The 25390-nt window shown below is 33.3% G+C and carries 10 protein-coding genes and 11 pseudogenes; 19 read left to right on the top strand and 2 right to left on the bottom strand.

Going from position 1 to position 25390, the window contains the following annotated elements; translation table 11 throughout:
* Positions 1 to 62 precede the first annotated feature (62 nt).
* From ABLV95_RS06625 to ABLV95_RS06615, 3 genes and pseudogenes are all read left to right on the top strand, one after another.
* Positions 63 to 1233, top strand: a pseudogene (locus ABLV95_RS06625) (MDR family MFS transporter).
* A 397-nt stretch (positions 1234 to 1630) separates the two neighbouring features.
* Positions 1631 to 4045, top strand: a complete 2415-nt coding sequence (leuS, locus tag ABLV95_RS06620) for a leucine--tRNA ligase (RefSeq protein WP_460876668.1) — start codon at positions 1631 to 1633, stop codon at positions 4043 to 4045.
* A gap of 18 nt (positions 4046 to 4063) precedes the next feature.
* The gene (locus ABLV95_RS06615) at positions 4064 to 4375 is read left to right on the top strand and encodes a rhodanese-like domain-containing protein (protein ID WP_069818201.1); all 312 of its coding nucleotides are present in this window, start codon (positions 4064 to 4066) and stop codon (positions 4373 to 4375) included.
* Positions 4376 to 4648: 273 nt separating this feature from the next.
* Here the strand turns inward: ABLV95_RS06615 and ABLV95_RS06610 are convergent.
* Positions 4649 to 5910, bottom strand: a pseudogene (locus ABLV95_RS06610) (NAD(P)/FAD-dependent oxidoreductase).
* 121 nt (positions 5911 to 6031) lie between these two features.
* Between ABLV95_RS06610 and ABLV95_RS06605 the strand changes: the two are divergent.
* From ABLV95_RS06605 to ABLV95_RS06560, 10 genes and pseudogenes are all read left to right on the top strand, one after another.
* Positions 6032 to 7668, top strand: a pseudogene (locus tag ABLV95_RS06605) (polysaccharide biosynthesis C-terminal domain-containing protein); the annotation flags it as partial.
* Positions 7669 to 8367, top strand: coding sequence for a pseudouridine synthase (locus tag ABLV95_RS06600; protein WP_046465599.1), 699 nt, complete (start codon positions 7669 to 7671; stop codon positions 8365 to 8367). It abuts the pseudogene before it with no gap.
* 15 nt (positions 8368 to 8382) lie between these two features.
* Positions 8383 to 8794: pseudogene (locus ABLV95_RS06595) on the top strand (YtxH domain-containing protein).
* Between the two features lie 388 nt (positions 8795 to 9182).
* Positions 9183 to 10593 (top strand): annotated as a pseudogene (gene pepV, locus ABLV95_RS06590) (dipeptidase PepV).
* 2 nt (positions 10594 to 10595) lie between these two features.
* On the top strand, positions 10596 to 11441 hold the full coding sequence (gene dat / locus ABLV95_RS06585; protein WP_460876666.1) for a D-amino-acid transaminase: 846 nt from the start codon (positions 10596 to 10598) through the stop codon (positions 11439 to 11441).
* Between the two features lie 466 nt (positions 11442 to 11907).
* A pseudogene (locus ABLV95_RS06580) lies at positions 11908 to 12699 on the top strand (phosphotransferase).
* A 12-nt stretch (positions 12700 to 12711) separates the two neighbouring features.
* Complete coding sequence (gene trmB / locus ABLV95_RS06575) at positions 12712 to 13356, top strand: tRNA (guanosine(46)-N7)-methyltransferase TrmB (RefSeq protein ID WP_046465594.1); 645 nt, start codon at positions 12712 to 12714, stop codon at positions 13354 to 13356.
* Between the two features lie 38 nt (positions 13357 to 13394).
* Positions 13395 to 14996: pseudogene (locus ABLV95_RS06570) on the top strand (IS3 family transposase).
* 327 nt (positions 14997 to 15323) lie between these two features.
* A pseudogene (locus ABLV95_RS06565) lies at positions 15324 to 15721 on the top strand (transposase); the annotation flags it as partial.
* A 117-nt stretch (positions 15722 to 15838) separates the two neighbouring features.
* The gene (locus tag ABLV95_RS06560; protein WP_460876742.1) at positions 15839 to 16666 is read left to right on the top strand and encodes a YtnP family quorum-quenching lactonase; all 828 of its coding nucleotides are present in this window, start codon (positions 15839 to 15841) and stop codon (positions 16664 to 16666) included.
* 161 nt (positions 16667 to 16827) lie between these two features.
* Here the strand turns inward: ABLV95_RS06560 and ABLV95_RS06555 are convergent, their stop codons facing one another.
* Positions 16828 to 17148, bottom strand: coding sequence for a hypothetical protein (locus ABLV95_RS06555; protein ID WP_046465591.1), 321 nt, complete (start codon positions 17146 to 17148; stop codon positions 16828 to 16830).
* A gap of 115 nt (positions 17149 to 17263) precedes the next feature.
* On the opposite strand from ABLV95_RS06555, the pseudogene ABLV95_RS06550 reads away from it, so the two are divergent.
* From ABLV95_RS06550 to murC, 6 genes and pseudogenes are all read left to right on the top strand, one after another.
* Positions 17264 to 18308, top strand: a pseudogene (locus tag ABLV95_RS06550) (M42 family metallopeptidase).
* Positions 18309 to 18327: 19 nt separating this feature from the next.
* Positions 18328 to 18636, top strand: a complete 309-nt coding sequence (locus tag ABLV95_RS06545; RefSeq protein ID WP_046465589.1) for a thioredoxin family protein — start codon at positions 18328 to 18330, stop codon at positions 18634 to 18636.
* A gap of 129 nt (positions 18637 to 18765) precedes the next feature.
* Positions 18766 to 19629, top strand: coding sequence for a DUF1444 domain-containing protein (locus ABLV95_RS06540; RefSeq protein ID WP_046465588.1), 864 nt, complete (start codon positions 18766 to 18768; stop codon positions 19627 to 19629).
* Positions 19630 to 19642: 13 nt separating this feature from the next.
* Positions 19643 to 20243 (top strand): annotated as a pseudogene (gene ytpR, locus ABLV95_RS06535) (YtpR family tRNA-binding protein).
* A 27-nt stretch (positions 20244 to 20270) separates the two neighbouring features.
* Positions 20271 to 24041 (top strand): annotated as a pseudogene (locus ABLV95_RS06530) (DNA translocase FtsK); the annotation flags it as partial.
* 22 nt (positions 24042 to 24063) lie between these two features.
* Positions 24064 to 25377 (top strand): UDP-N-acetylmuramate--L-alanine ligase, encoded by a 1314-nt coding sequence (murC, locus tag ABLV95_RS06525; RefSeq protein WP_046465585.1) that lies wholly within the window; start codon positions 24064 to 24066, stop codon positions 25375 to 25377.
* Positions 25378 to 25390: the final 13 nt, after the last annotated feature.

Below are 25390 nucleotides of genomic sequence, written 5' to 3'. Positions count from 1 at the left end.
TTTAATGATATAGTGTTTAGTGTAAAATTAGAAATTTTTAAAATAGAGAGGAGCTTACTGTTATGAAAATGCCTAAATCAGTGTGGTGGTTAGTTATTGGGATGGCATTAAATATCACTGGCTCAAGTTTTTTATGGCCCTTAAATACAATTTATATGAATGAACAATTAGATAAAAGTCTTACAATGGCTGGTTTTGTCCTAATGATTAATTCGTTTGGTATGGTCATTGGTAATTTATTAGGTGGTAATTTATTTGATAAATTAGGTGGCTATCCAACGATTATGATAGGTACTGTTATATGTTTAATCAGTACAACACTCTTGAATTTCTTCCACGGATGGCCTTGGTATGCGGTTTGGCTCGTAGCATTAGGTTTTGGTGGGGGTATGATTATTCCAGCTATTTATGCACTTGCAGTGCGCTGCATGGCCTCAAGGTGGCCGCCAAACATTTAACGCAATCTATTTAGCGCAAAATTTAGGCGTCGCTATAGGAGCAAGATCCGGAGGTTTTGTGGCAGAGTTGAGTTTCAATTATATATTTATAGCTAACTTATTAATGTATGTAGCATTTGCAGTGGTAGCAATTACACAATTTAATATTAAACTTGATGTGAAAGTAAAATCGAATGATACGATGTCCTTATTATCTAAACAAAACAGAGTTCAATTTACTGCGCTGTCACTTTTATGTGTGATGTTTAGTATTTGTTGGATTGCATATATTCAATGGGAGAGTACGATTGCTTCTTTCACTCAAGAAATTAATATGTCAATGAGCCAATACAGTTTATTATGGACTGTTAATGGTATTATGATTCTGGTTGCACAACCGCTGATTATGCCGGTGATCAGGTTGCTAAAAGGTAATTTGAAATATCAAATGTTAGTAGGTATATCGATTTTCATAGTGTCATTTTTAGTGACGAGTTTTGCTGAACAATTTTCAGTGTTCATGATAGGTATGATTATACTGACATTAGGTGAAATGTTTGTTTGGCCGGCTGTTCCAACAATTGCAAACCAATTAGCTCCAAAAGGGAAAGAAGGAGCGTTTCAAGGGTATGTTAACTCAGCGACAACTGTTGGTAAGGCTTTTGGTCCACTTATAGGTGGGGTCCTTGTAGATACACTAAATATGCAAGCGATGTTTTTAAGTATGATAGGGTTATTAGTTATCGCAGTGTTTTTCTTAATGATTTATGATAAGAAATTACCAAAAGACGTATAAGTTATACGTGGAAAATAAAAAGTTTAATCATTTTCTCGAACAGGTGTAAGGTTGCCTGTTCGATTTTTTTATAAAAACTAATAAATCGCCACACAGAAACTTTTAGTGTAGCTTTATTTCACGTTTTCCACTTGAAATAAAACCTTTTTTCAAATATCATTAGTAATGTATAGGAGTAGTAACTTAAAAGCTTTTCTACAGAGAACTAGGAAAGGTGGAACCTAGTGTTAAGCATTGAGTGAACTTACCAGGACTTAAATGAATTTATAACATCTCTAACTATTAATTTAAATGAGCGCACATTTAATGTGAAACTGGGTGGTACCGCGGTGAAAGTCGTCCCTTTTGAAGTCGATAATAGTTTGAGGTGTTTTTTTATTGAATAGGAGGAAAAGTAGTGAACTACAATCATAATGAAATTGAAAAGAAATGGCAGGATTATTGGGCAGAACATAAAACTTTTAAAACGAGCGATAATTTAGGTCAAAAAAAATTCTATGCACTAGACATGTTTCCATACCCATCAGGTGCAGGACTTCATGTAGGGCATCCAGAAGGTTATACAGCTACAGATATTATTTCTCGTTATAAACGTATGCAAGGATACAATGTGTTACATCCAATGGGGTGGGATGCATTTGGTCTTCCCGCAGAACAATATGCCTTAGACACTGGGAATGATCCTCGTGAATTTACTAAAAAGAATATTCAGACGTTTAAACGTCAAATTAAAGAATTAGGTTTCAGTTATGATTGGGATAGAGAAGTGAATACTACAGACCCAGAATATTATAAATGGACGCAATGGATTTTTATTCAATTATATAATAAAGGACTCGCTTACGTAGATGAAGTTGCAGTAAACTGGTGTCCAGAACTTGGTACAGTACTTTCAAATGAAGAAGTTATTGACGGTTTGTCTGAACGTGGTGGCCACCCTGTGGTAAGAAAACCAATGAAACAGTGGGTATTAAAAATTACTGAATATGCAGATCGTTTACTTGAAGATTTAAATGACTTAGATTGGCCTGAGTCTTTAAAAGACATGCAACGTAACTGGATTGGTCGTTCAGAAGGAGTCGCTATCGCATTCGACGTAGAAGACAGTGATGCCCAAATTGAAGTGTTTACAACACGTGCAGATACTGTATACGGTGCAACCTTCTTAGTGTTAAGTCCTGAACATGAACTAGTAAATGAAATTACAACAGCTGATCAAGAAGCGGCTATCAAAGATTATCAACAAGAAGCGGCTAAAAAGTCAGACTTAGAACGTACAGGTTTATCTAAAGAAAAATCGGGTGTGTTCACTGGCGCATATGCAACGAATCCTTTATCGGGGCAACAAGTGCCAATTTGGATTGCTGATTATGTGCTTGCCACATATGGAACTGGTGCAGTTATGGCAGTACCAAGTGGAGACCAAAGAGACTATGAATTCGCAAAAACATTTGATTTGCCACTTTTAGAAGTTATCGAAGGTGGAGACTTATCGCAAGAAGCCTATGATGGAGATGGACCACATGTTAATTCAGGTGAGTTAAATGGTTTATACAACGAAGAAGCGATTGCTAAAGCAATTGAATTGTTGGAACAAAAAGGTGCGGGTACTCGCAAAGTAAATTATAAATTACGAGACTGGTTATTTAGTCGCCAAAGATATTGGGGTGAACCAATACCTGTAATTCATTGGGAAGATGGTTCAATGACCACTGTTCCAGAAGAAGAACTACCATTACTTTTACCTGAAACGGATGAAATCAAGCCTTCAGGTACAGGTGAATCTCCATTAGCTAACATTTCAGATTTTGTTAATGTGGTTGATGAAGAAACTGGAATGAAAGGTCGTCGCGAAACAAATACGATGCCACAATGGGCAGGTAGCTGTTGGTATTATTTAAGATATATTGATCCTGATAATGACCAAATGCTTGCAGATCCAGAAAAATTAAAACACTGGCTACCGGTTGATTTATACATTGGTGGTGTAGAACACGCAGTACTTCACTTATTATATGCGAGATTCTGGCATAAAGTTTTATATGATTTAGGTGTAGTTCCTACTAAAGAACCATTCCAAAAATTATTTAACCAAGGCATGATACTTGGTGAAGGTAATGAAAAAATGAGTAAGTCAAAAGGTAATGTAATCAACCCAGATGATATCGTGAAATCACATGGTGCTGATACTTTACGTATGTATGAAATGTTTATGGGACCACTTGATGCGGCAATTGCATGGAGCGAAAATGGCCTGGACGGCTCTAGACGTTTCTTAGATAGAGTTTGGCGCTTATTAGTAACTGATGATGGTTTGATTTCCGATAAAGTGGTAAACAATAACAGTAAAGCTTTAGATAAGAGTTATCATCAAACAGTGAAAAAAGTAACTGAAGATTATAATACGTTGAATTTCAATACTGCAATAAGTCAACTTATGGTATTTATTAATGATTGTTATAAAGCAGATGAAATTTACAAACCATACATTGAAGGTTTCATTAAAATGTTGGCACCAATTGCGCCACATATATCTGAAGAATTATGGACGCAACTTGGACATGAAGAAACAATCACTTATCAACCATGGCCTTCATATGATGAATCATTACTCGTTGATGATGAAATCGAGATTGTTGTTCAAGTGAACGGTAAAGTACGTGCTAAGATTAATATTCCTAAAGACACTTCAAAAGAAGAAATGGAACAATTAGCACTTGGTAATGAAAATGTTAAGGCTGAAATTGAAGGTAAAGAGATTAAGAAAGTCATTGCAGTACCGAAAAAATTAGTTAACATTGTAGCTCAATAATAACAGGAGGAATTATTTATGGAATCTATAACAATTGATGAATTAAAAGAGAAAATTTTAGATAGTGACCCAATTCATATCGTTGATGTTAGAACAGATGAAGAAACAGCTATGGGTGTGATACCAGGCGCAGAAACAATACCGATGAATCAAGTTCCGGATGAATTAAATCATTTTAATAAAGATGAAACATACTACATCATCTGTAAAGTGGGCGGTCGTAGTGCACAAGTAGTACAATACCTTGAGCAAAATGATATCCATGCAGTTAACGTTGAAGGCGGCATGGATGCATGGGGCGACGAAGGTTTAGAAATCAATAGTATTTAAGTTAAAATAAAGCTTATAATATTGAATTGAAAATATTGTAAGTTTTATTTTTAGAGCGTTTATTGCAATTTTAAAATGTCGACAAAGTCTCTGACTTTGTTGGCATTTTTTTGTGCAGTATTCCATAAGCGCAACATCATCTTATAGTCTTTAGCTATGAACTTGTCGAAGACAAAGATTACTTCAAAGAAAAATACAAATCAAAAAAACAAACAAAATGCTATAAGCGCATTTTGTTTGTTTTTTTTGATTTGTGAAGCTTATATTTCAGCATTAAAGATGAAATTCACCCGCGTTTGAACCGGCTACATTACCAGTGACTAAAGCGCTTGTGATATTATATCCACCTGTGTAACCATGTATATCTAATACTTCACCGCATAAAAATAACCCTGGTACGTGTTTTGACATCATAGATTTAGGGTGTATTTCTTTTAATGACACACCACCACCAGTTACAAAAGCTTTATCGATGGGCAACGTTCCATTGACAGTAAAAGTAAATCCTTTAAATAATTCAACTAATTTATTAATTTGTGCATTTGAAATATGGTGAGCAGTTAAGTCATCACTAATTTGTGCTTGTTCAATAATGAATAATAAATAACGTTCTTCGATTAACCCGTGCAAACTATTTTTAATATATTTGTCAGGTGTATCTTTTAATATATTTCTAATTTGTGCTTCTAATTGAGCGACACTCAGATTTGGAAAAACATCAAGTTGCATCTGAATCTCTTTTTGTTTTTGACTTTTTTGCTCTTTATATACAAATTGACTACATCTCAGTGCGGCAGGTCCACTTATACCAAAATGTGTGAATATCATATCCATTTGATGTGTGATACGTTGTTTGCCATTCTTTTTTAATACGGATAGTGCAACATCTTTTAAACTTAATCCTTTTAAACGTTTGTTCTTAATAAATGGTTCAGAAGATGTTATAGGGACTTCGGTTGGAAATAATTCTGTAATTGTATGCCCTAAATGTTTAGCGAATTTATAACCATCTCCAGTAGAACCAGTTTTGGGTACACTAGTACCACCAGTCGCAATAATAAGACTCTTACATTCAAATTGTTGTTGATTATTTAGCATAACTTCAAACGTTTGTTGGGGCGTATATTCAATAGATTGAACAGTTGATTCTTCTTTAACGTCGACATTATTTTGTTGTAACGTATGAATGAGTGCATCTACCACGTCTTGTGCTTTATTAGATACTGGAAACATACGACCATGATCTTCTTCTTTTAAACCTACACCTCTGGATTCGAAAAATTGAATGATGGATTCATTATCAAATACAGAGAAAGGGCTATATAAAAACTTTCCATTACCCGGTATGTTTTTAATAATTTCATCATAAGGAAGGCGGTTAGTAACATTACAGCGGCCACCACCAGAAATTTTCAGCTTGCGACCCAATCCTTTTTTCTTTTCAATTAATAAAACATTTTCACTATTTTGACTTGTCATGCAGCGGCAGCCATGAGTCCACTTGGCCCACCACCGATTATAATTGTTTGATACATTTTATTGCCTCCCTTAGCTATATAGTGTTATTTTATAGTAATATACTTTTGAAAAAAAGTAGTTATAACGTTATTATTAAAGTTATGAGTGTAAAAATTAATTTGAGATAGGAAGATCTGAATGAGTGAAAGTAAAGAATTAGTGAGGGGCACCTTTTTAATTACGCTTAGTATTTTGATTACTAAGGTTTTAGGTGTTATATATATTATTCCATTCTACTCGATTATTGGTGGAGAGGAAAATTTGGCGCCTTTCAACTATGCATACACCCCGTATAATATAGCGATTGCTATTGCAACTGCGGGCGTCCCATTAGCGACTGTCTAAATATGTATCTAAATATAATGCAATGGGCGCGTATAGGGTAAGTGAGAAACTGTACAAATCAAGCTTTCTTGTTATGACTGTAACAGGATTTATAGGTTTTTTCATCTTATATTTATTAGCTCCAACAATTGCATCTATTACTTTAGCAAATAAAGCAGGTGCAAATGGCGGATGGTCAGTAGATGAAATTACATGGATTATTAGAATTATTAGTATGGTAGTTATTTTTATCCCGCTACTTGCTACATGGCGTGGTGTGTTCCAAGGTTACAAATCTATGGGACCGACGGCAGTGTCAGAAGTTATCGAACAAATCGCACGTATACTATTTATTTTAGTTGGTAGTTATTTAGTGCTTAATGTATTTAACGGTAGTGTACTTGCGGCTAATGGTATTGCTACATTTGCAGCGGCTGTAGGAGCAATTGCAGGGATTTTCACGCTATGGTATTACTGGAGAAAAAGAAAGCCTAATATTGAAAAAATGGTTGCAACGGATACAACGGGTATCGATGTATCATACGGTAAAATGTATAAGGAAATTATTTCTTACAGTATCCCGTTCGTCATTGTGAGTTTAAATTTCCCATTATTTAATTTAGTCGATCAATTTACACATAACAGTGCACTCGGTTTAGTCGGCGTTCCAAGTCATATGCATGACTATTTCTTTACAATTTTAAATATGACGACAAACAAAATTGTGATGATTCCAACAGCATTATCAGCAGGTTTTGCAGTAAGTTTAATTCCATTTATTACGAAAACTTATGCAAAAGGTGAATTGCATGAGATGCACAGACAAATGCGTACGTCGTTAGGTGTTTTAATGTTCATCACAGTGCCTGCAAGTTTAGGTATTATGGCATTAGCGTTACCATTATATACAGTCTTTTATAGTTATAATGTTGATGGTAGCCAAATGCTATTCTACTATGCGCCAGTAGCGATTCTAATTGGTTTACTGAGTGTAACAGCATCTATGTTACAAGGTATTGATAAACAAAAATTAACAGTATTTGTTATATTAGCAGCAGTTGTAATAAAAGTAGTATTAAATACGCCATTAATTTTAGCGTTCCATTCTGTCTGGTGCGATATTAAGTACGGCAATTGCATTGTTATTTGCAGTATCATGTAATCTGTATATACTTAAAAAACACGCTAAATTTGATTTTTCAGAAACATGGTTACATTTTGGTAAAATATTCTTATATAGCTTAATTATGATGATATCAGTTGAGTTAACATTCTTTATCTTACAATTATTTATTTCAACACAATCTAAATTTGGATCGCTGATTATAATTATTGTTAGTGTAATTGTAGGTATGTTAGTTTATGCTAGCATGACAATGAAGACAAGGCTTGCAGATCAGTTTTTAGGTGATATTCCACAGAAAATTAGACGTAAGTTAGGTATTGCGAGAATGAGAATAGATAAATTCTTAGCTAATATGGGCGTAGGAACACGTACAGAAGTGAAACAGTTATTAAAAAAAGGCAATGTTACCGTGAATGATAAAAAAGAGAAGTCACCAAAAATTCAAATTAATCCAGAAACGGATATTGTAAGCGTCAATGAAACGCAAATTCAGTATATAGATAAAATCTATTTGATGTTAAATAAACCAAAAGGGTATTTATCAGCTACTGAAGACAATAATCAACAGACTGTTATAGACTTAGTAGATGAATTTAGATATTTAGAACTATTTCCAGTTGGTCGTTTGGATAAAGATACTGAAGGGTTATTGCTCATCACGAATGATGGGCAGTTTAACCACCAATTGATGAGTCCAACAAAGCATGTTTCTAAGACATATGAAGTGATTTCTGAAAAAACTATTACAAAAAATGATATAGAATCCTTTAAAACGGGTATTGAATTAAATGAGGGATTGGCGAAACCTGCTCAATTAGTTGAAGGTGATGAAAAGAACAAATCATTTGTCACAATATACGAAGGAAGGTATCATCAGGTTAAGCGTATGTTTCATGCTATAGATAATGAAGTTTTAGCTTTGAAACGTATTAGCATTGGCGACTTAAAGCTAGATTCAGCATTAGCGCCAGGAGAATTTCGTCATTTAACTCAACAAGATTTTAAACAATTAGGATTAAAATAATGAAGAGGTGTTTTTATGTCAAATTTATTTAAAGCAGTATTAGGAATCGGTGGAGCAACTGGTCGCAGTTGTTCTTTCTAAAAAAGAAAATAGAGATAGATTGAAAGATGAGTATGGCAAATACAAATCTAATCCAGAATCATATAAGCAAAACGCGAAAGATATCGCTAGTCAAATTAGTTCAAAAGCAGGCGAAACTTATAGCGAAGTAAAACAAGATCCTAAAGGTTATGCTTCAAAAGTAAAACAAGACCCTAAAGGTTACCTTAAAGATCAGAAAAATAATTTCAAAAATAGTGTTAAAAAAGAAGACGTAGAGATTGAAGAAGCTAGATTCGATGATGAAGGCGGAGATCCTTCTAATAATCTACGTGTCGTAACTGAAGAAGAATTAAAAAATAATAGTAATAAACGTGATAATAAATAGTAAATTACTATTTGGCGACCTAGTTCACTTTAATGAACTAGGTTTTTTTATGCGTGTGGGACAGAAATCTATATTTTTAACAAGATTTCGTCGTATGAACCCGACCCGACAAAGTAGACTAGAAAATGGAATACAAGCGCTGAAGCGCTTTTTCAATTTAGTCAATCACTGCGAAATTAATCATTGAGGCTGAGATATGTATTTTATCTCACCTTCTTTTTTATATTAATACAGATTTTGAAATATATTAATATATATAGGTTGAACTGTTTTATCTGTTAGCGAAACAGTTGGAATTTTTAAAAAATAATGACATCTCACTGTAGTTTCTGCCACACATCATGTAAAATATTAAATATATAAGTTTGGAGAAGGAAGTGGATCACAAATGTGGAAAGACAAAGTGAAAGAATATGAAGATCTAATCATTGAAGATTTGAAAGGTTTATTATCTATTGAGAGTGTTAGGGAAGATAATAAAGCATCGACCGAATATCCAGTTGGACCTGGTCCACGAAAAGCCTTAGATTACATGTACAAAATAGCTGAACGCGACGGATTTGGCACACATGATGTAGACCATATTGCTGGTCGAATTGAAGCGGGTGCTCGGAGAAGATGTTTTTGGTATATTATGCCATGTTGATGTCGTACCTGCTGGAGAAGGTTGGGATTCTGACCCATTTGATCCAGTTGTGACAGACGATAAAATTATTGCAAGAGGTACGCTTGATGATAAGGGACCAACAATTGCGGCGTACTATGCAGTTAAAATATTAAATGATATGAATGTAAATTGGAAAAAACGTATACATATTATAATAGGCACTGACGAAGAATCTGATTGGCAATGTACTGAGCGTTATTTTGAAACTGAAGAAATGCCTGCTTTAGGATTTGCACCAGATGCAGAATTCCCTGCAATTCACGGCGAAAAGGGTATTACTACTTTTGATGTGATTCAAAACGAAAAAGCAGAAGACCAAGACGAGCCAGAATATGAATTAATTTCATTCAATTCAGGACAAAGATATAATATGGTACCTGATGAAGCTGTGGCGAATGTATCTGTAAAAGAAAACATGACTGATGTCATTCAAAACTTCGAACAATTTGTTCACGAGAACAATATTGAAGGGGAAAGCATCGTTGATAGTGGCGTACTTGTATTAAAAGTTCAAGGAAAAGCCGTACACGGTATGGATCCTTCTATAGGTGTTAATGCTGGTTTGTACTTGTTGAATTTCTTATCTAGTCTAGATTTAGACAAAACAGCAGCTAATTTCGTGAATTTCAGTGAAAAATATTTATTTAATTCTCATTTTGGAGAAAAAATGGGTATGAAATTTCACACAGATGTTATGGGTGATTTAACGACGAATATAGGTGTCATGTCTTATGACAATGTTGAAGGTGGAACATTTGGTGTTAATTTAAGATATCCACAAGGATTTGAATTTGAAGAAGCAATGACGCGCTTCAAGAGTGAAGTTCAACCACTTGGATTTTCAATTGAATTAGGTAAAAACCAAACACCGCATTATGTAGAAAAAGATGATCCCTTCGTTCAAACGTTAGTACAAGCCTATAGAAATCAAACAGGTGACGAAACAGAACCATACACAATTGGTGGTGGCACATACGCACGTAATTTAGACAAAGGTGTTGCCTTTGGCGCAATGTTCAGTGATTCTGAAGATTTAATGCACCAAAAAAATGAATATATCAGTAAAAAGCAATTGTTTGATGCGACGAGTATCTACTTAGAATCACTATATACTTTGTGTGTGGAGGAATAAATATGACAAAAGTATTAATAAATGAAAGATTACTAGAGGAAAAAGATGCGAATGTAGCTTATAACGATAGAGGATATGTATTTGGTGATGGTATTTATGAATATATAAGAGTTTATGACAATCATCCTTTTACTGCCAATGCGCATTTTGAAAGATTATTAAGAAGCGCTAAAGAAATTGGCTTAGAATTAAACTATACAGTTGATGGCCTTATAGAACTTGTACGAGAACTGATAGTCGCTAATGGTATTGTTAATGGCGGCGTATATATTCAAGTGACGCGTGGTACTGCGCCGCGTGATCATGCCTTTCCTACGCCATCAGTAAAAGCGAATATCACAGCTTTTACAAAATCTTATGACCGTCCATACAAATTATTAGAAGAAGGCATAAACGCCGTAACGACTGAAGATATCCGCTGGTTAAGATGTGATATAAAAAGCTTGAATTTATTAGGCAATGTATTAGCAAAAGAATATGCTGTTAAATATAATGCACAAGAAGCAATCCAACACCGTGGTGAAACTGTTACAGAAGGATCTTCAAGCAATGTTTACGCAATTAAAGATGGCGTGATTTATACGCACCCAATCAATAACTATATTTTGAATGGTATTACGCGTATGGTAATAAAAGAAATTGCTGAAGAAAAAGGTATTTCGTTTAAAGAAGAAACATTTACTTTAGAATTTTTAAAAAATGCGGATGAAGTTTTGGTTTCAAGTACATCAATTGAAGTGATGCCAGTTGTTAAATTAAATGGTGAAGCTGTAGGTGATGGAAAAGTAGGACCAATCACTAAATCGCTACAAGAAGGATTTAATAGATATATTGACACGCATAGTTAATAATTTCAATAAATGGATAGAAAATGTAACATATATTAAGGTCAAATTATGTTATAATTCTTACTGAGCCGTTTAATAGAATTCCATAAAGGTATGGAATCAAAATGTGAATTTTAATTTCTCATTTATAGTTGAAATAAAGTATTAAAGATTATAAAATCTTTTATAAGTCGTGAAATTTGGAAGTAAAAAATTTCACAAAAAAAGATAGAGAAATATTAAATTAATACTCTGTTAAGAGCTAATTTATGATATGATGTAAAAGTTATTGTAAATTAGCTCAGACAGTATGAGTATTAATAAATTAAAAAGAACTTGAACCATGATGGGACAATGTGTCAGTCATAAAACTTGAGGCTGCACAATTTTGGTTGGAGTTTATAATTTTGAATTAAAAAATTATTATATATGGCTCTCGAAAATTCTTTTCAGGAGCCATTTTCTAGTTGAAAGTGAGGTGAACGTGTTGGAGCAGTTTTATCAATTAGGATGGACGCTTGATTCAGCAGGTGGTGCATCTGGTGAAGCTTATATGGCTGAACAGGATGGGCAGAAATTATTTTTAAAAAGAAATTCAAACCCCTTTATCGCAGCCTTATCTGCTGAAGGTATTGTGCCAAAACTAGTTTGGACGAAACGAATCGAAACTGGAGAAGTTGTAACGGCGCAACATTGGAAAAATGGTAGAGAACTTACTTTCAATGAAATGCATGAACAAAGAGTAGCTAATTTATTGAAAAAAATTCATAGTTCTAGAACACTATTGAATATGTTAAAACGAATGGAAATGGAGCCGATCACACCAGATATTTTGTTAAATAAAATTAACGCTTCATTATCTAGAGAAGTTTTAACGCATCATGTAGTAAGAAAAGCATTAACGTATTTAGAAGACCATATGCCTAATTTAGATCCACGTTTCTTTACCGTTGTACACGGCGATGTTAACCACAATAATTGGCTATTATCAGATCGTGATGAGCTTTACTTAGTTGATTGGGAAGGCGCGATGATTGCTGATCCTGCAATTGATTTAGGCATGCTCGCTATACAATTACGTTCCTGAAAAAAATGGCCTCACTGGTTAGATGTTTATGGAACTAAAGACTCAATGGACTTACAAAAACGTATGAAATGGTATACAGTTATTCAGTCTATAGGTATGGTCCAATGGTATGAAGAACAAAAGCGCTACAAAGATATGAATATGTGGCTCAAATTCTTAAATGAAGTAATGAATAACAATGCTTTTATATAAGGAGTTATCAGAATGAGAATGCGTTACAAGCCTTGGGCAGAAGATTATTTGAAATCACATCCTGAACTAGTGGATATGGATGGTAGTCATGCAGGGCATATAAGTGACTGGTTTGATAAAGACCAAGAGATATACATTGAAATAGGATCAGGAATGGGACAGTTTATTACAACACTTGCCGGACAAAACCCTGACATAAATTTTATTTCTTTGGAACGAGAAAAAAGTGTAGTGGTTAATATTGTAGATAAAGTTAAAGAACTTGGTCTTACTAACATTAAATTGATTTGTAACGATGCACTGGAGCTCAATGAATATTTCAAAGATGGCGAAATTGATCGCATATATTTGAATTTTTCAGATCCATGGCCTAAAAAACGACATACTAAACGCAGATTGACGTATCATACGTTTTTAGCACTGTATAAGCAAGTTTTGAAAGAAGACGGAGAACTTCACTTTAAAACTGACAACAGAGGTCTTTTTGCTTATAGTTTAGAGAGTATGTCTCAATTCGGCATGTATTTTACTAAACTCAATTTAAATCTTCATCAAGAAGATGACGAAGATAATATAGAAACTGAGTATGAAAGAAAGTTTTCTGACAGAGGTTCAAGAATTTATCGAATGGAAGCAAAATTCCATAAAAATTTATAATGATTTTCAAATTAAAAGCAAGCAATCTATTAGTTTTGATATGCTCCCTTCAAAGTAGACACTTAAAAAGTAAAAACTTTGAAGGGAGTTTTTTTGTGTCTCAAAAACTTAAAGTAGATTTAAATTCACTTCTTATTGCCTTTGACAAATATGAAGAAGGCATGAGTTTTGCGAATATTGTAGATGAATTAAACCTAGATATTCATACAGGTATATTAAGAGATAAATACTATCAATATTTAGATAAAGGTATGGAATCGTTGATTCCAAAATCAAATAACAATAGTTATTCAAAAGAATTTAAAATGAACGTTGTTGATGAATATTTTCATAGTGAGTTATCTTATCGAGATTTAGCGATTAAATACAACGTGCCATCACATAAGACTATAATTAATTGGACAAAACGTTATACTGAGGATAAAGAGAACCAAAATTATTCTTCAATATCTGAGGTGTATATAATGAAAGCGAAAAAAACGACTTATGAAGAAAAATTAAATATCGTTAAATTTTATCTGGATAATGAATTAAGTTACAAAGAAATAGCCCAAAGATTTAATGTTACTTACGGTCAAGTGTACCAATGGATACAAAAATATAAAGAGCATGGCAGCTGACGGTCTAATCGATGGTCGAGGTAAAGGTAAACCTCAATCAATATTAACTTCTGAAGAAGTTAATGAAGCTGAAATTAAAGCATTAAAAGAACGTAATAAAATTTTAGAAATGGAAAATAAAGTTTTAAAAAAATATCAAGAAATAGAAAGAGAGATGATGAATCAAAAATCAAACAAATCACGGCATACGAAACGATCCAAACGCTAAAAGAAGAATATCCTGTTCAACAACTATGCCAAACGCTTGGAATTTCAAGATCCAGTTATTATAAATGGATTCATCGCGTACCTACACAAAGAGATGTAGAAAACGAATCTTTAATGGAAGACATACAAGAAATATATGATAAATATAAAGGCATTTATGGTTACAGACGTATTTACATTTATATTCGAATTAAATTAGGTAAAAAAGTGAATCAGAAGCGTATTTATCGATTAATGAAAAAACTGAGGCTAACTGCTGTCATACGTCGTAAGAGAACACCATATAAACGTTCAACGCCTCAAATCACAGCTGAAAATATATTGAATCGTGAATTTCAAGAAGATAAACCTAACGTTAAATGGTTAACTGATGTAACTGAGTTTCGACTTAAAGCTGGAAACAAAGTATATTTAAGTGCTATTTATGATTTAGGTACAAATAAAATAGTTAGTTATGAAACAAGTGCTTCAAATAATAATCAACTCGTATTTAACACTTTTGATAAAGCAGTATGTAATATGGACTCTACCGAAGGTATTCTTTTGCATAGTGAACGAGGGTACCAATACACATCTAGGCGATTTAGAGATAAATTAAATCGCTTTGGCGTAATTCAAAGTATGTCGCGTGTTAGTAGATGTATAGATAATGGACCAATGGAAAGTGTTTGGGGGATTATTAAAAGTGAGATTTATAGAGGAAATAAACATTATTTATTTGAGAATATAGAAAGAGCTAAAATTATTATAGATGATTATATTCATTTTTTTAATAATGAGCGCATCACATTAAAAATGGCTGATCTCGCTTAATACGAGATCAACCTAAAATTTAATTATTTACTTGTCTACTTGACTGGGTGCAGTTCAGTTTCTAATGGATTGTCGCTTTTCTATTTAAAATATTCCGATTTTGAAAACGCATGTTTGCCTCGGGTATGGGAGTGGGACAGAAATCTAATTTTTCTAATAAGATTTCGTCGTCCCACCCTGGCAAAGATGACTAGAAGTGAAACAAGCTTCATATTATGCGCGTTTTCACTTCAGTCATCTACTGCCAATATAGCAATAGAGTTGAGATATTATTTGTTTTACAGACTCATACTATTCTACTAGGCGTCAGCGCTTTAAAAAATCGGTACAATTAAACCTTATTTAGAGCACATTAAAAATTATCATGGTGACATTCCTGTATATATCGTTGTCGCAGGCAATGGAAGTGAACCAAATTATTTATCTATTCTAGATGATTTTGGTAAAACACCTTTAGTTACATATGGAATGTTTATCAAAGAACAAAAAAAGAAATATAAAAATGACAAGTTTAATACACAAAACTGGCCATACAACGAGATTAACGATGAACTTATTTGTCCGAATAATTGTAGATTACCTTTTATAAAGTATGATTATAGAAATGATAAATATGGTTTTAGAAGAGATTTCAAACTATATGACAGTGATAGTTGTAACGGATGTTTATTAAGAAATCAATGTATTAAAAATAACTCACTATCTAATAAAAAGTAATGAAGAATTAGAATTGGGGATATTTTAAATTTCAAATCATTGCCTTTATTTTACGTAGTAAATGTATTGTATTACTATAGTAAGTAATTGACGTTGTTAAATGAAAGGTGAGGAGGAATTAAATGATGAAATTAGGTAATTATAAAGTACATTATTTAAATGGGGGTATTACTCATATTGATGGGGGCGCAATGTTTGGCGTTGTACCTAAAGCATTATGGACAAAGAGATATGAAGTAAACGAAAAAAATCAAATCCCATTACCGACGCATCCGATACTTATCCAAACTGAGGACAAAAATATTGTTGTTGATACTGGTGTTGGTGCGGGAAAATTAACTGATAAAGAACGTAAAATATTTGGTGTCCATTATGAGAGTGATATGGAAAATGATTTAAAAGCGTTAAATCTAACACTAGAGGATATTGATTATGTATTAATGACTCATCTTCATTTTGACCATGCAACTGGGCTAACGGATAACGATGGGCACGCTATTTTCAGTAATGCAATCCATGTCATTCAACAAGACGAATGGCATGAGTTCCAAAGTCCAAATATACGTAGTAAATCGACTTACTGGCAGAAAAATAATGGAGATTTTAAAAATAAATTAATGCTTTTTGAGAAAGAGATAGAAATATATCCTGGCATTCAAATTCGTCATACTGGGGGACATAGTTACGGACATTCAGTAGTAACAATAGAAAGTGAAGGAGAAAAAGCAGTGCACATGGGAGACATCTTCCCGACACTGGCTCATAGAAATCCATTGTGGGTAACAGCATATGATGACTATCCTATGCAATCCATAAGAGAGAAAGAACGTTTAATTCCAAACTATATTATGCAAGATTATTGGTTCTTATACTATCATGATGCTAATTACTTTGCTGTGAAATTTGATAAGAATAAATTGAATGAAATAGAAACTTATATTTCGAGAAATTAAAAAGGTTAAAGTTATGAACGAAGAGATATGGATAATCACTGTTTTAGAAACGGATGGGTGTGGTCCTTGTGTCTATACAGTGTAAACCTTTATCTCTTGTCTTGTAATGTTTATCAGTGCTTTGAGCGATTGATACATTACATGTTCAAAACTTTAACCTTTTATGATTCACATTCAATAATATCTATAACTTCTCCACTTTTTGCATCTGCAAAAAAGTCATAATATGTTAATGTTTTATTGTTTTGTGTGGTAATACCACCTTGAAAAACAATAAAATTATCATCGGATTTTTTATACGTAATCGGTTCATTCAATATATAAGATCCTACAACATTCATAAAGTATGTTCTTACTTCAGTAATAATTTTATCTGGATCGTGATATTGTAGATCTTTTTGACGTTTATAAAAATAAGTCGCTCCGACAATTGTTGTTAGTGAAATAAATAAGATGATAAGCCAATTCTTTTTATTTAACATAACACAATCTACCTCCAATAAAGTCATATTTATAGTTTACCATAATGAAGATGATATAATAAATAGTAAGGAGTGAGGGACATTGAATATAGACAATAATAAAACATTAGCTAGAATGAAAACATTAACAGAATTACATGGGGCACCTGGTTTTGAAGATGATGTAAAAGCATACCTTAAATCAGAATTAGAACCATTTGTAGATGAGTTTGTTTATAATCGCATGGGTGGCATTTACGGTGTTAAACGTTCGAAAGTAAAGAATCCAAAGCGTGTAATGGTGGTCTGCTCACATGGATGAAATTGGCTTTATGATTACAAATATTACAGAAAACGGTATGATACAATTTACAAATTTGGGTGGCGTTGCTACAGATATTTGGCAAGGTCAACGACTTAAAGTAAAATCGCGTAAAAATGAAGAAATCATCGGCGTGGTGGCGAATATACCTAAACATTTTAGGACAGGTAATGAAGGTGCACCTAAAATAGAAGATTTACTTTTAGATATTGGCTGTGAAAATCCAAAAGAGGTAAGAAAACGTGGCATTGAAATTGGTGATTCAATTGTTCCAGAAACACCGTTCACACAATTATCAGAGCATCGTTTCTCAAGTAAGGCTTGGGACAATCGTTATGGTTGTCTGCTTAGCATTGAATTATTGGAATTATTAAAAGATGTAGAGCTTGGCTATGACTTATATGTAGGTGCTAATGTCCAAGAAGAAGTTGGTTTAAGAGGAGCTAAAGCGTCTGCTGAATTGATAGACCCTGATGTGGCTTTTGTAGTAGACTGTTCACCAGCTAATGATATGAAAGGTAAACAGAATTTATCTGGAGAATTAGGTGTCGGCACATTAATTAGAATTAAAGATGGTACGATGCTACTTAAACCAATTTTTAGAGATTACCTATTAGATTTAGCTGACCAATTTAAAATTAAGCATCAATATTATATTTCACCTGGTGGTACTGATGGTGGAGAAATCCACAAAGCAAAAATCGGTATCCCAACCGCAGTAATTGGAGTTTGTGCACGATATATCCATAGTACAAATGCAGTGTTTGATATAAGAGATTACGAAGTCGCAAGAGCATTATTAACACAAGCTACAACTCAATTAGATGATTCTAAAATTGAAGAATTACAATATAAATAACACACTAAGGAGTGATTGGATGCAACAATTAGAAACTGAACAACAATTTGAGCAACTTAAAAACGAGCAAACAGTATTTTTATTTACGGCTGATTGGTGTCCTGATTGTAAAGTGATTGAACCTGAATTACCACAGTTGGAGGAAAAATACACTAATTACAAATTCATCTCAGTTGATAGAGATAAATTTATAGATATTTGTGTGGAAAATGGAATTATGGGTATACCAAGTTTCTTAGTTTTCCGTAATGGCTCACAAATCGGTAGTTATATTGGAAAAGAAAGAAAATCCATTGAACAAATTGATAACTTTTTAGCTTCTTTATAAAAAATTTTACTTCGTAAATAATTAATGTTGAAATATAAAAATATATACCCTTAGAACTTACATTTTTTCTGTTCCTAAGGGTGTATTTATTGTAAACTATAATAAGGCACGTAAATAGGAGTGTTAACAATGAATGTCTTTCAAATGAGAGATAAATTAAAAGATCGATTAAGCAAACCAGAAGTAAAGTTTACTTTTAATCGTGAAGATGAAACGCTACGTATATCTAGAGTAGACAATGGCAAGGGCGTCACTGTTAAAGTTGCTACGATAGTAGCTAAATATAAAGAACAAAAAGAAAATATAGTAGATGAAATTGTATATTATGTAGAAGAAGCAATTGAACAAATGAAAGGGGAGGGGCTATCAGAGGTTAATAGTGCTCAAATCATGCCAGTACTGAGATCCCCAAGCTTTGATAAAAAAGACAAAGATGGTAATGCATTTGTTATAGAAGAACACACTGCAGAAACAAATATTTACTATGTAGTTGATCTAGGGAAATCATATCGTCTTATGGATGAAAAAATGTTAGAGTCAATGAAGTTATCTAAGCAACAATTAAAAGAAATGGCTTTATTTAATGTGCGAAAATTAGAAAATAAATATACTACAGATGAAGTAAAAGGCAATATATTTTACTTTATTAACTCTAACGATGGCTATGATGCGAGTAGAATCTTAAATACAACATTTTTAAATGAAATACAAGACCAATGTGAAGGAGAAATGTTAGTTGCAGTGCCACATCAAGATGTCTTGATTATTGCAGATATCCGTAATAAAACGGGTTATGACGTAATGGCACATTTAACTATGGAATTCTTTACAAAAGGCTTAGTGCCTATCACATCATTATCATTAGGTTACGACAAAGGTCATTTTGAGCCTATTTTCATCTTAGGAAAAAATAACAAACAAAAAAGAGATCCTAACGTGATACAAAGATTAGAAGCAACAAGAAAACAATACGAAAATAAAGATAAGAAATAAGGAGTATATAGATATGAATTTATTTTATAATAAAGAAGCAGTAGGAGACGTTGCATTTTTACAAGTTGAACCAACTAGCGGTGAGTTCAACTATGAGTATAAAGGTGATGTTGTTGAAATTAAAAGTGAATCACAAGTTGTAGGTTATAACATTTTTAATGTATCAGAAAAATCAACTATAAGTGGAAATGGACATGTTAAGTTAACTGAAACATTAGTTAATGAATTTCAAAAAGCCATTGAAGATGCTTGGATTTACATTTAAATTAAAGGCAGATTTATCTCCTAAGTTTGTTGTAGGCTATGTTGAAACTAAAGAAAAGCACCCAGATGCTGATAAATTAAGTGTGCTTAGTGTTGATGTAAGTACTGAAAAGTTACAGATAGTTTGTGGTGCGCCTAATATAGATGCTGGACAAAAAGTAGTAGTGGCTAAAGTAGGCGCTGTAATGCCAAGTGGTATGGTTATTAAAGATGCTGAGCTAAGAGGTGTAGCTTCAAGTGGTATGATTTGTTCTATGAAGGAACTTGATTTACCCAATGCACCTCAAGAAAAAGGGATTATGGTCTTATCTGATGATTATACAGTTGGCCAAGCATTTTTTGAAGAATAAAAGGAGGTAATGTACGAATGAGTCAGGTTCGACAAGTTATTTGGAGAAGATAATGATTCTACAGAAGATTATCTTAGTAAAAGAAACCAACGACGTCAAAAAGCTACACAACAAGAAGAACAAGATTCATTACTTCCTCAGAACAATGATGTTTATGAAAGACCCAAAGGAAAATTCAGGTTTCCAATGCGTATTTTAGAAGAAGCGAATGAAGCCAAGCATCCAGAAGAAGATTCAATTTCAAAAGATAGTTCAGATTATGGTAATCAACAACATAGTGACCGTCATGCTTCAGACTCAATAAATGCTAATCATAAGCAGAGAAGACGTAGACATATGTATGATAAGACAGCTTCTAATGATGTTAATACACAAACAGAAAATCAGCCGTCACAAAAAGAAACATATTCAGAACCAAAACGAGAACCAAAATCTCATAAAGGTCAACGAATGAGAATACAAACTGATGTTTTACGTGCAAATGCTTCTAAGAAAACTAAAAGAGACATACCTATGTATCATGAGAGTGATTTTAAAGCGAGTGAAGTGCCATCTGCAATATTTGGTACTCAAAAGCCACACCCGCTGGAAAACGGTGTTATAAAACCTTCAGACGAAACTGAAAACGGAAATAGCGAGCAAGTTTCAAATGATGAAGATAACAAAACACAATCACAAACTCTAGCACAGGAATCATCTGAAATACATGACACTAAAATTTATAATGACCAATTTGTAGAACCATCAAATGATGCAACAGACGATGAAAATTTACAAGTTGATAATCAGCAACCATATTCTTTTGAAGATAATGACTATTTAGAAGCGCAAGTGGAAGAAGATAATGAACAGTCACAACAACTTTCTGAACAAAAGCGACGATCTTCAAATGAACAACCTAAAGTAAACAACGCAATTAATATTGAAAATATTTACGCATCACAAATCGTAGAAGAAATTCGAAGAGAACGTGAACGTAAAGTACTTCAAAAACGCCAATTCAAAAAAGCGTTGCAACAAAAACGTCAAGAAAACCAAGATAATAACGAAGACAGCATACAAAAAGCAATAGATGAAATGTATGCCAAACAAGCACACCATTTTATTGGAGAAAGCTCTTTAGACGAAGAGAGCAAAAATAAAAATGTTTCTGAACATCAAACAGAAGCATCGATTCAAGACGCTCAACTATCCGATGATAGTCAACAAAATGAGGATGAAAGCAGCTTAGGCGCTACATCACCATTTAATTATGAAGAAATTGATTTAGATCATGTGCGTGATGTACATACAATTAATGATGAATACGTAAATGTAGATGCAGATTTAGAATCAGAATCGCCTGATAGTGACATTGAAAATCATGCATCAACTGAGTACAAATCATTAAATGATGATGTCGAAACAACCATTTCAAACGATGATACTTTAAATACAGTTGAAGATAATAATGAAAATATTTCTGATGAAAATCTTTATGTAGAAATAGAAGATAATGAAGATATATCAGACGCTCAATATAGAGAAGTGACAAGCCCACAAAATGAATTAACAGAAGCGGATAGTATTATATCTGAGGGCGAGAGCGAAATACATTGTGAAGATCAGGAGTTAGCGACTGAAACAGAACTAAATAGTGCTCAAGATATGACACAACCGTCAGAATCAGAGATGTCATCGGAATCTGTATCTAATGAAATAGCTGAAGTACAACAAGATTCAGCACAATACAATACAGAGCAATCTGATACAGACCAATTTGAAATCGAAGATGAAGTGGTTGATCAAGAAACACAGCTTGATCCTAGTAGTACGCAATCAAGTGTACTAAAAAATGAAACAACTGAATCAAGTGAAGCGACTACAAGTAGCAATCAAACATCAATTAGAAAAGGTAGCAAGCCATTTAATGTTGTTATGACACCTTCTGACAAAAAACGTATGATGGATGCTAAAAAACCTAAGAATAGTAATCAGCATTTTACAAATTCAAGTAACACATCACAATCATCACAAAATGAAAGTAAAGAAATTGAATCCAATGATCTTGGTACTGAAAGTGTAGTTAAAGATGAAACAGTTGGACAAGAGCAACAAGAGCAACAAGAGCAAAATCTGACATCAACGCCCGAAATAACAGAACATCCATCAACTACTATGGATGCATCAAATCATAGTGAACAATCTATCAATCATGGAACGTCAGAAAAACATGACGATGAAATAAATCCATCTTCAGTTGACTCCGCTCAACATGCGGAGCATAAGGAAACTGAAATTAATAATGAACAGACGTCACCAATAACACAAAATCAAGAGCCGAAATTAAAACCCGAGATGGCACACAATCAATTAGACGCTAACAAGACAACTGACGACAGTGGTAAGCCAACAATTAGAAGAGGGCCAAATATTAAGTTGCCTAACTTAGATTTATTAGAAGAACCTAAACAACATGAAATTGATAACGCTTGGATTGAAGATAAAAAACAAGAATTGAATGATGCGTTTTACTATTTTAATGTACCTGCTGAAGTTCAAAACGTTACTGAAGGACCAAGTGTCACACGTTTTGAATTATCAGTAGAAAAAGGTGTCAAAGTTTCTCGAATCACTGCATTGCAAGACGACATTAAAATGGCACTTGCGGCTAAAGATATTCGTATAGAAGCACCAATCCCTGGTACTAGCCTTGTAGGTATAGAAGTTCCTAATCAGAACGCTACCACAGTCAATTTACGTTCAATTATTGAAGATCCCACATTTAAAAATGCAGAGTCTAAATTAACTGTTGCTATGGGGCTTAGAATTAATAACGAACCTTTACTAATGGATATATCTAAAACCCCACACGCACTTATAGTCGGTGCAACTGGTTCAGGTAAATCTGTGTGCATAAATAGTATTTTAATGTCATTATTATATAAAAATCATCCAGAAGAGCTAAAATTATTACTTATTGATCCTAAAATGGTAGAATTGGCACCATATAATGATTTACCACATCTGGTAGCGCCTGTTATTACTGACGTAAAAGCGGCGACACAAAGCTTAAAATGGGCTGTAGAAGAAATGGAACGTCGTTATAAAGTGTTCGCAAAATATCACGTAAGAAATATTACTGCTTTTAATAAGAAAGCAACTTACGAAGATAGAATGCCAAAAATTGTTATAGTAATAGATGAATTAGCTGATTTAATGATGATGGCGCCACAAGAAGTAGAACAATCTATCGCACGTATTGCTCAAAAAGCCCGTGCATGTGGGATTCATATGTTAGTAGCAACACAACGTCCATCAGTAAATGTCATTACAGGTTTAATTAAGGCAAACATACCTACAAGAATTGCATTTATGGTATCATCTAGCGTTGATTCAAGAACCATTTTAGATAGTGGCGGCGCTGAACGCTTGTTAGGTTATGGAGATATGCTTTATTTAGGCAGTGGTATGAATAAACCGATACGTGTTCAAGGCACATTTGTATCGGATGATGAAATAGATGATGTTGTTGATTTTATAAAACAACAAAGAGATCCAGAATATTTATTTGAAGAAAAAGAATTATTGAAAAAAACGGAAGCACAACCTCAGGATAGTTTATTCGATGATGTATGTAGTTTTATGTTGAAAGAAGGTCATATTTCTACTTCATTAGTACAACGCCATTTCCAAATCGGTTATAATCGTGCGGCGAGAATTGTAGACCAATTAGAACAATTAGGTTATGTTTCTGGAGCAAATGGTTCAAAACCAAGAGATGTATACATTACAGAATCAGATTTGAATGAGAATTAAATAGAGATAAAGGAGTGTTACAATGACACATTATCATTTTGTCGGCATAAAAGGCGCCGGCATGAGTTCATTAGCACAAATAATGCATGATCTTGGAAATGAAGTACAAGGTTCAGATATAAATAATTATGTTTTTACAGAGGTAGCATTACAAAATAAAGGTATTCAAATATTACCTTTTGATGAAAACAATATAAAAGAAGACATGGTTATTGTTCAAGGTAACGCATTTCCAAATTCACACGAAGAAGTTGTTAAAGCGAATGAATTAAAACTAGATGTCATACGCTATCACGACTTTTTAGGTCATGTTATCAGTCAGTATACATCTGTAGCTGTAACAGGTGCACATGGTAAAACATCTACAACTGGTTTATTGTCACATGTGATGAATGGGGATAAAAAGACATCATTTTTAATTGGAGATGGCACTGGTTTAGGTATTCCTGCAAGTGATTATTTCGCATTCGAAGCTTGTGAATACCGTAGACATTTCCTAAGCTATCATCCTGATTATGCTATTATGACTAACATTGATTTTGATCACCCTGATTACTTTAAAGATGTTGAAGATGTATTTAGTGCTTTCCAAGAAATGGCACATAATGTTAAAAAAGCAATTATTGCGTGGGGTGATGATGATCATTTACGTAAGATAGAAGCAGATGTTCCAGTATATTATTATGGGTTTTCAAAAAATGATGATGTATATGCGGATAACCTACAAATTAGTGAAAATGGAACTAAATTTGATGTATACATTAAAAATGAATATTATGATACGTTCTTATCTCCACAATTTGGTGATCATAATATATTAAATGGACTTGCTGTAATTACAGTGAGCTATCTTGAAAGTTTGGATGTAAATAATATAAAAGAAGCCTTAGAAACATTTGGTGGCGTAAAAAGAAGATTTAATGAGACAAAAGTGGGAAAACAAGTATTAGTTGACGATTATGCACACCATCCTAGAGAAATTAGTGCTACAATTGAGACAGCTAGAAAGAAATATCCGAATAAAGAAGTTGTAACTGTATTCCAGCCTCATACTTTTAGTCGAACACAAGCATTCTTAGATGATTTTGCTGAAAGTTTAAATTTAGCAGATAAAACTTTCTTATGTGAAATTTTTGGTTCAATAAGAGAAAACACTGGTAATTTAACAATTCAAGATTTACTCCAAAGAATTGATAATGCGACATTAATTGATGAAACTACTGTGAATGCGTTAGAACAATATAGTGATGCAGTTATTTTATTTATGGGTGCGGGCGATATTCAAAAGATTCAACGTGCTTATATGAAAGAAATGGGTGTTACTACCTCATTTTAATATGTTTATGTTA

It is taken from the genome of Staphylococcus sp. Mo2-1, from assembly GCF_046721385.1.
GTDB classification, from domain to species: Bacteria; Bacillota; Bacilli; order Staphylococcales; family Staphylococcaceae; genus Staphylococcus; species Staphylococcus equorum_A.
The sequence above is the reverse complement of the archived record's forward strand: the minus strand, read 5'-3'. Positions and strand labels throughout refer to the sequence as shown.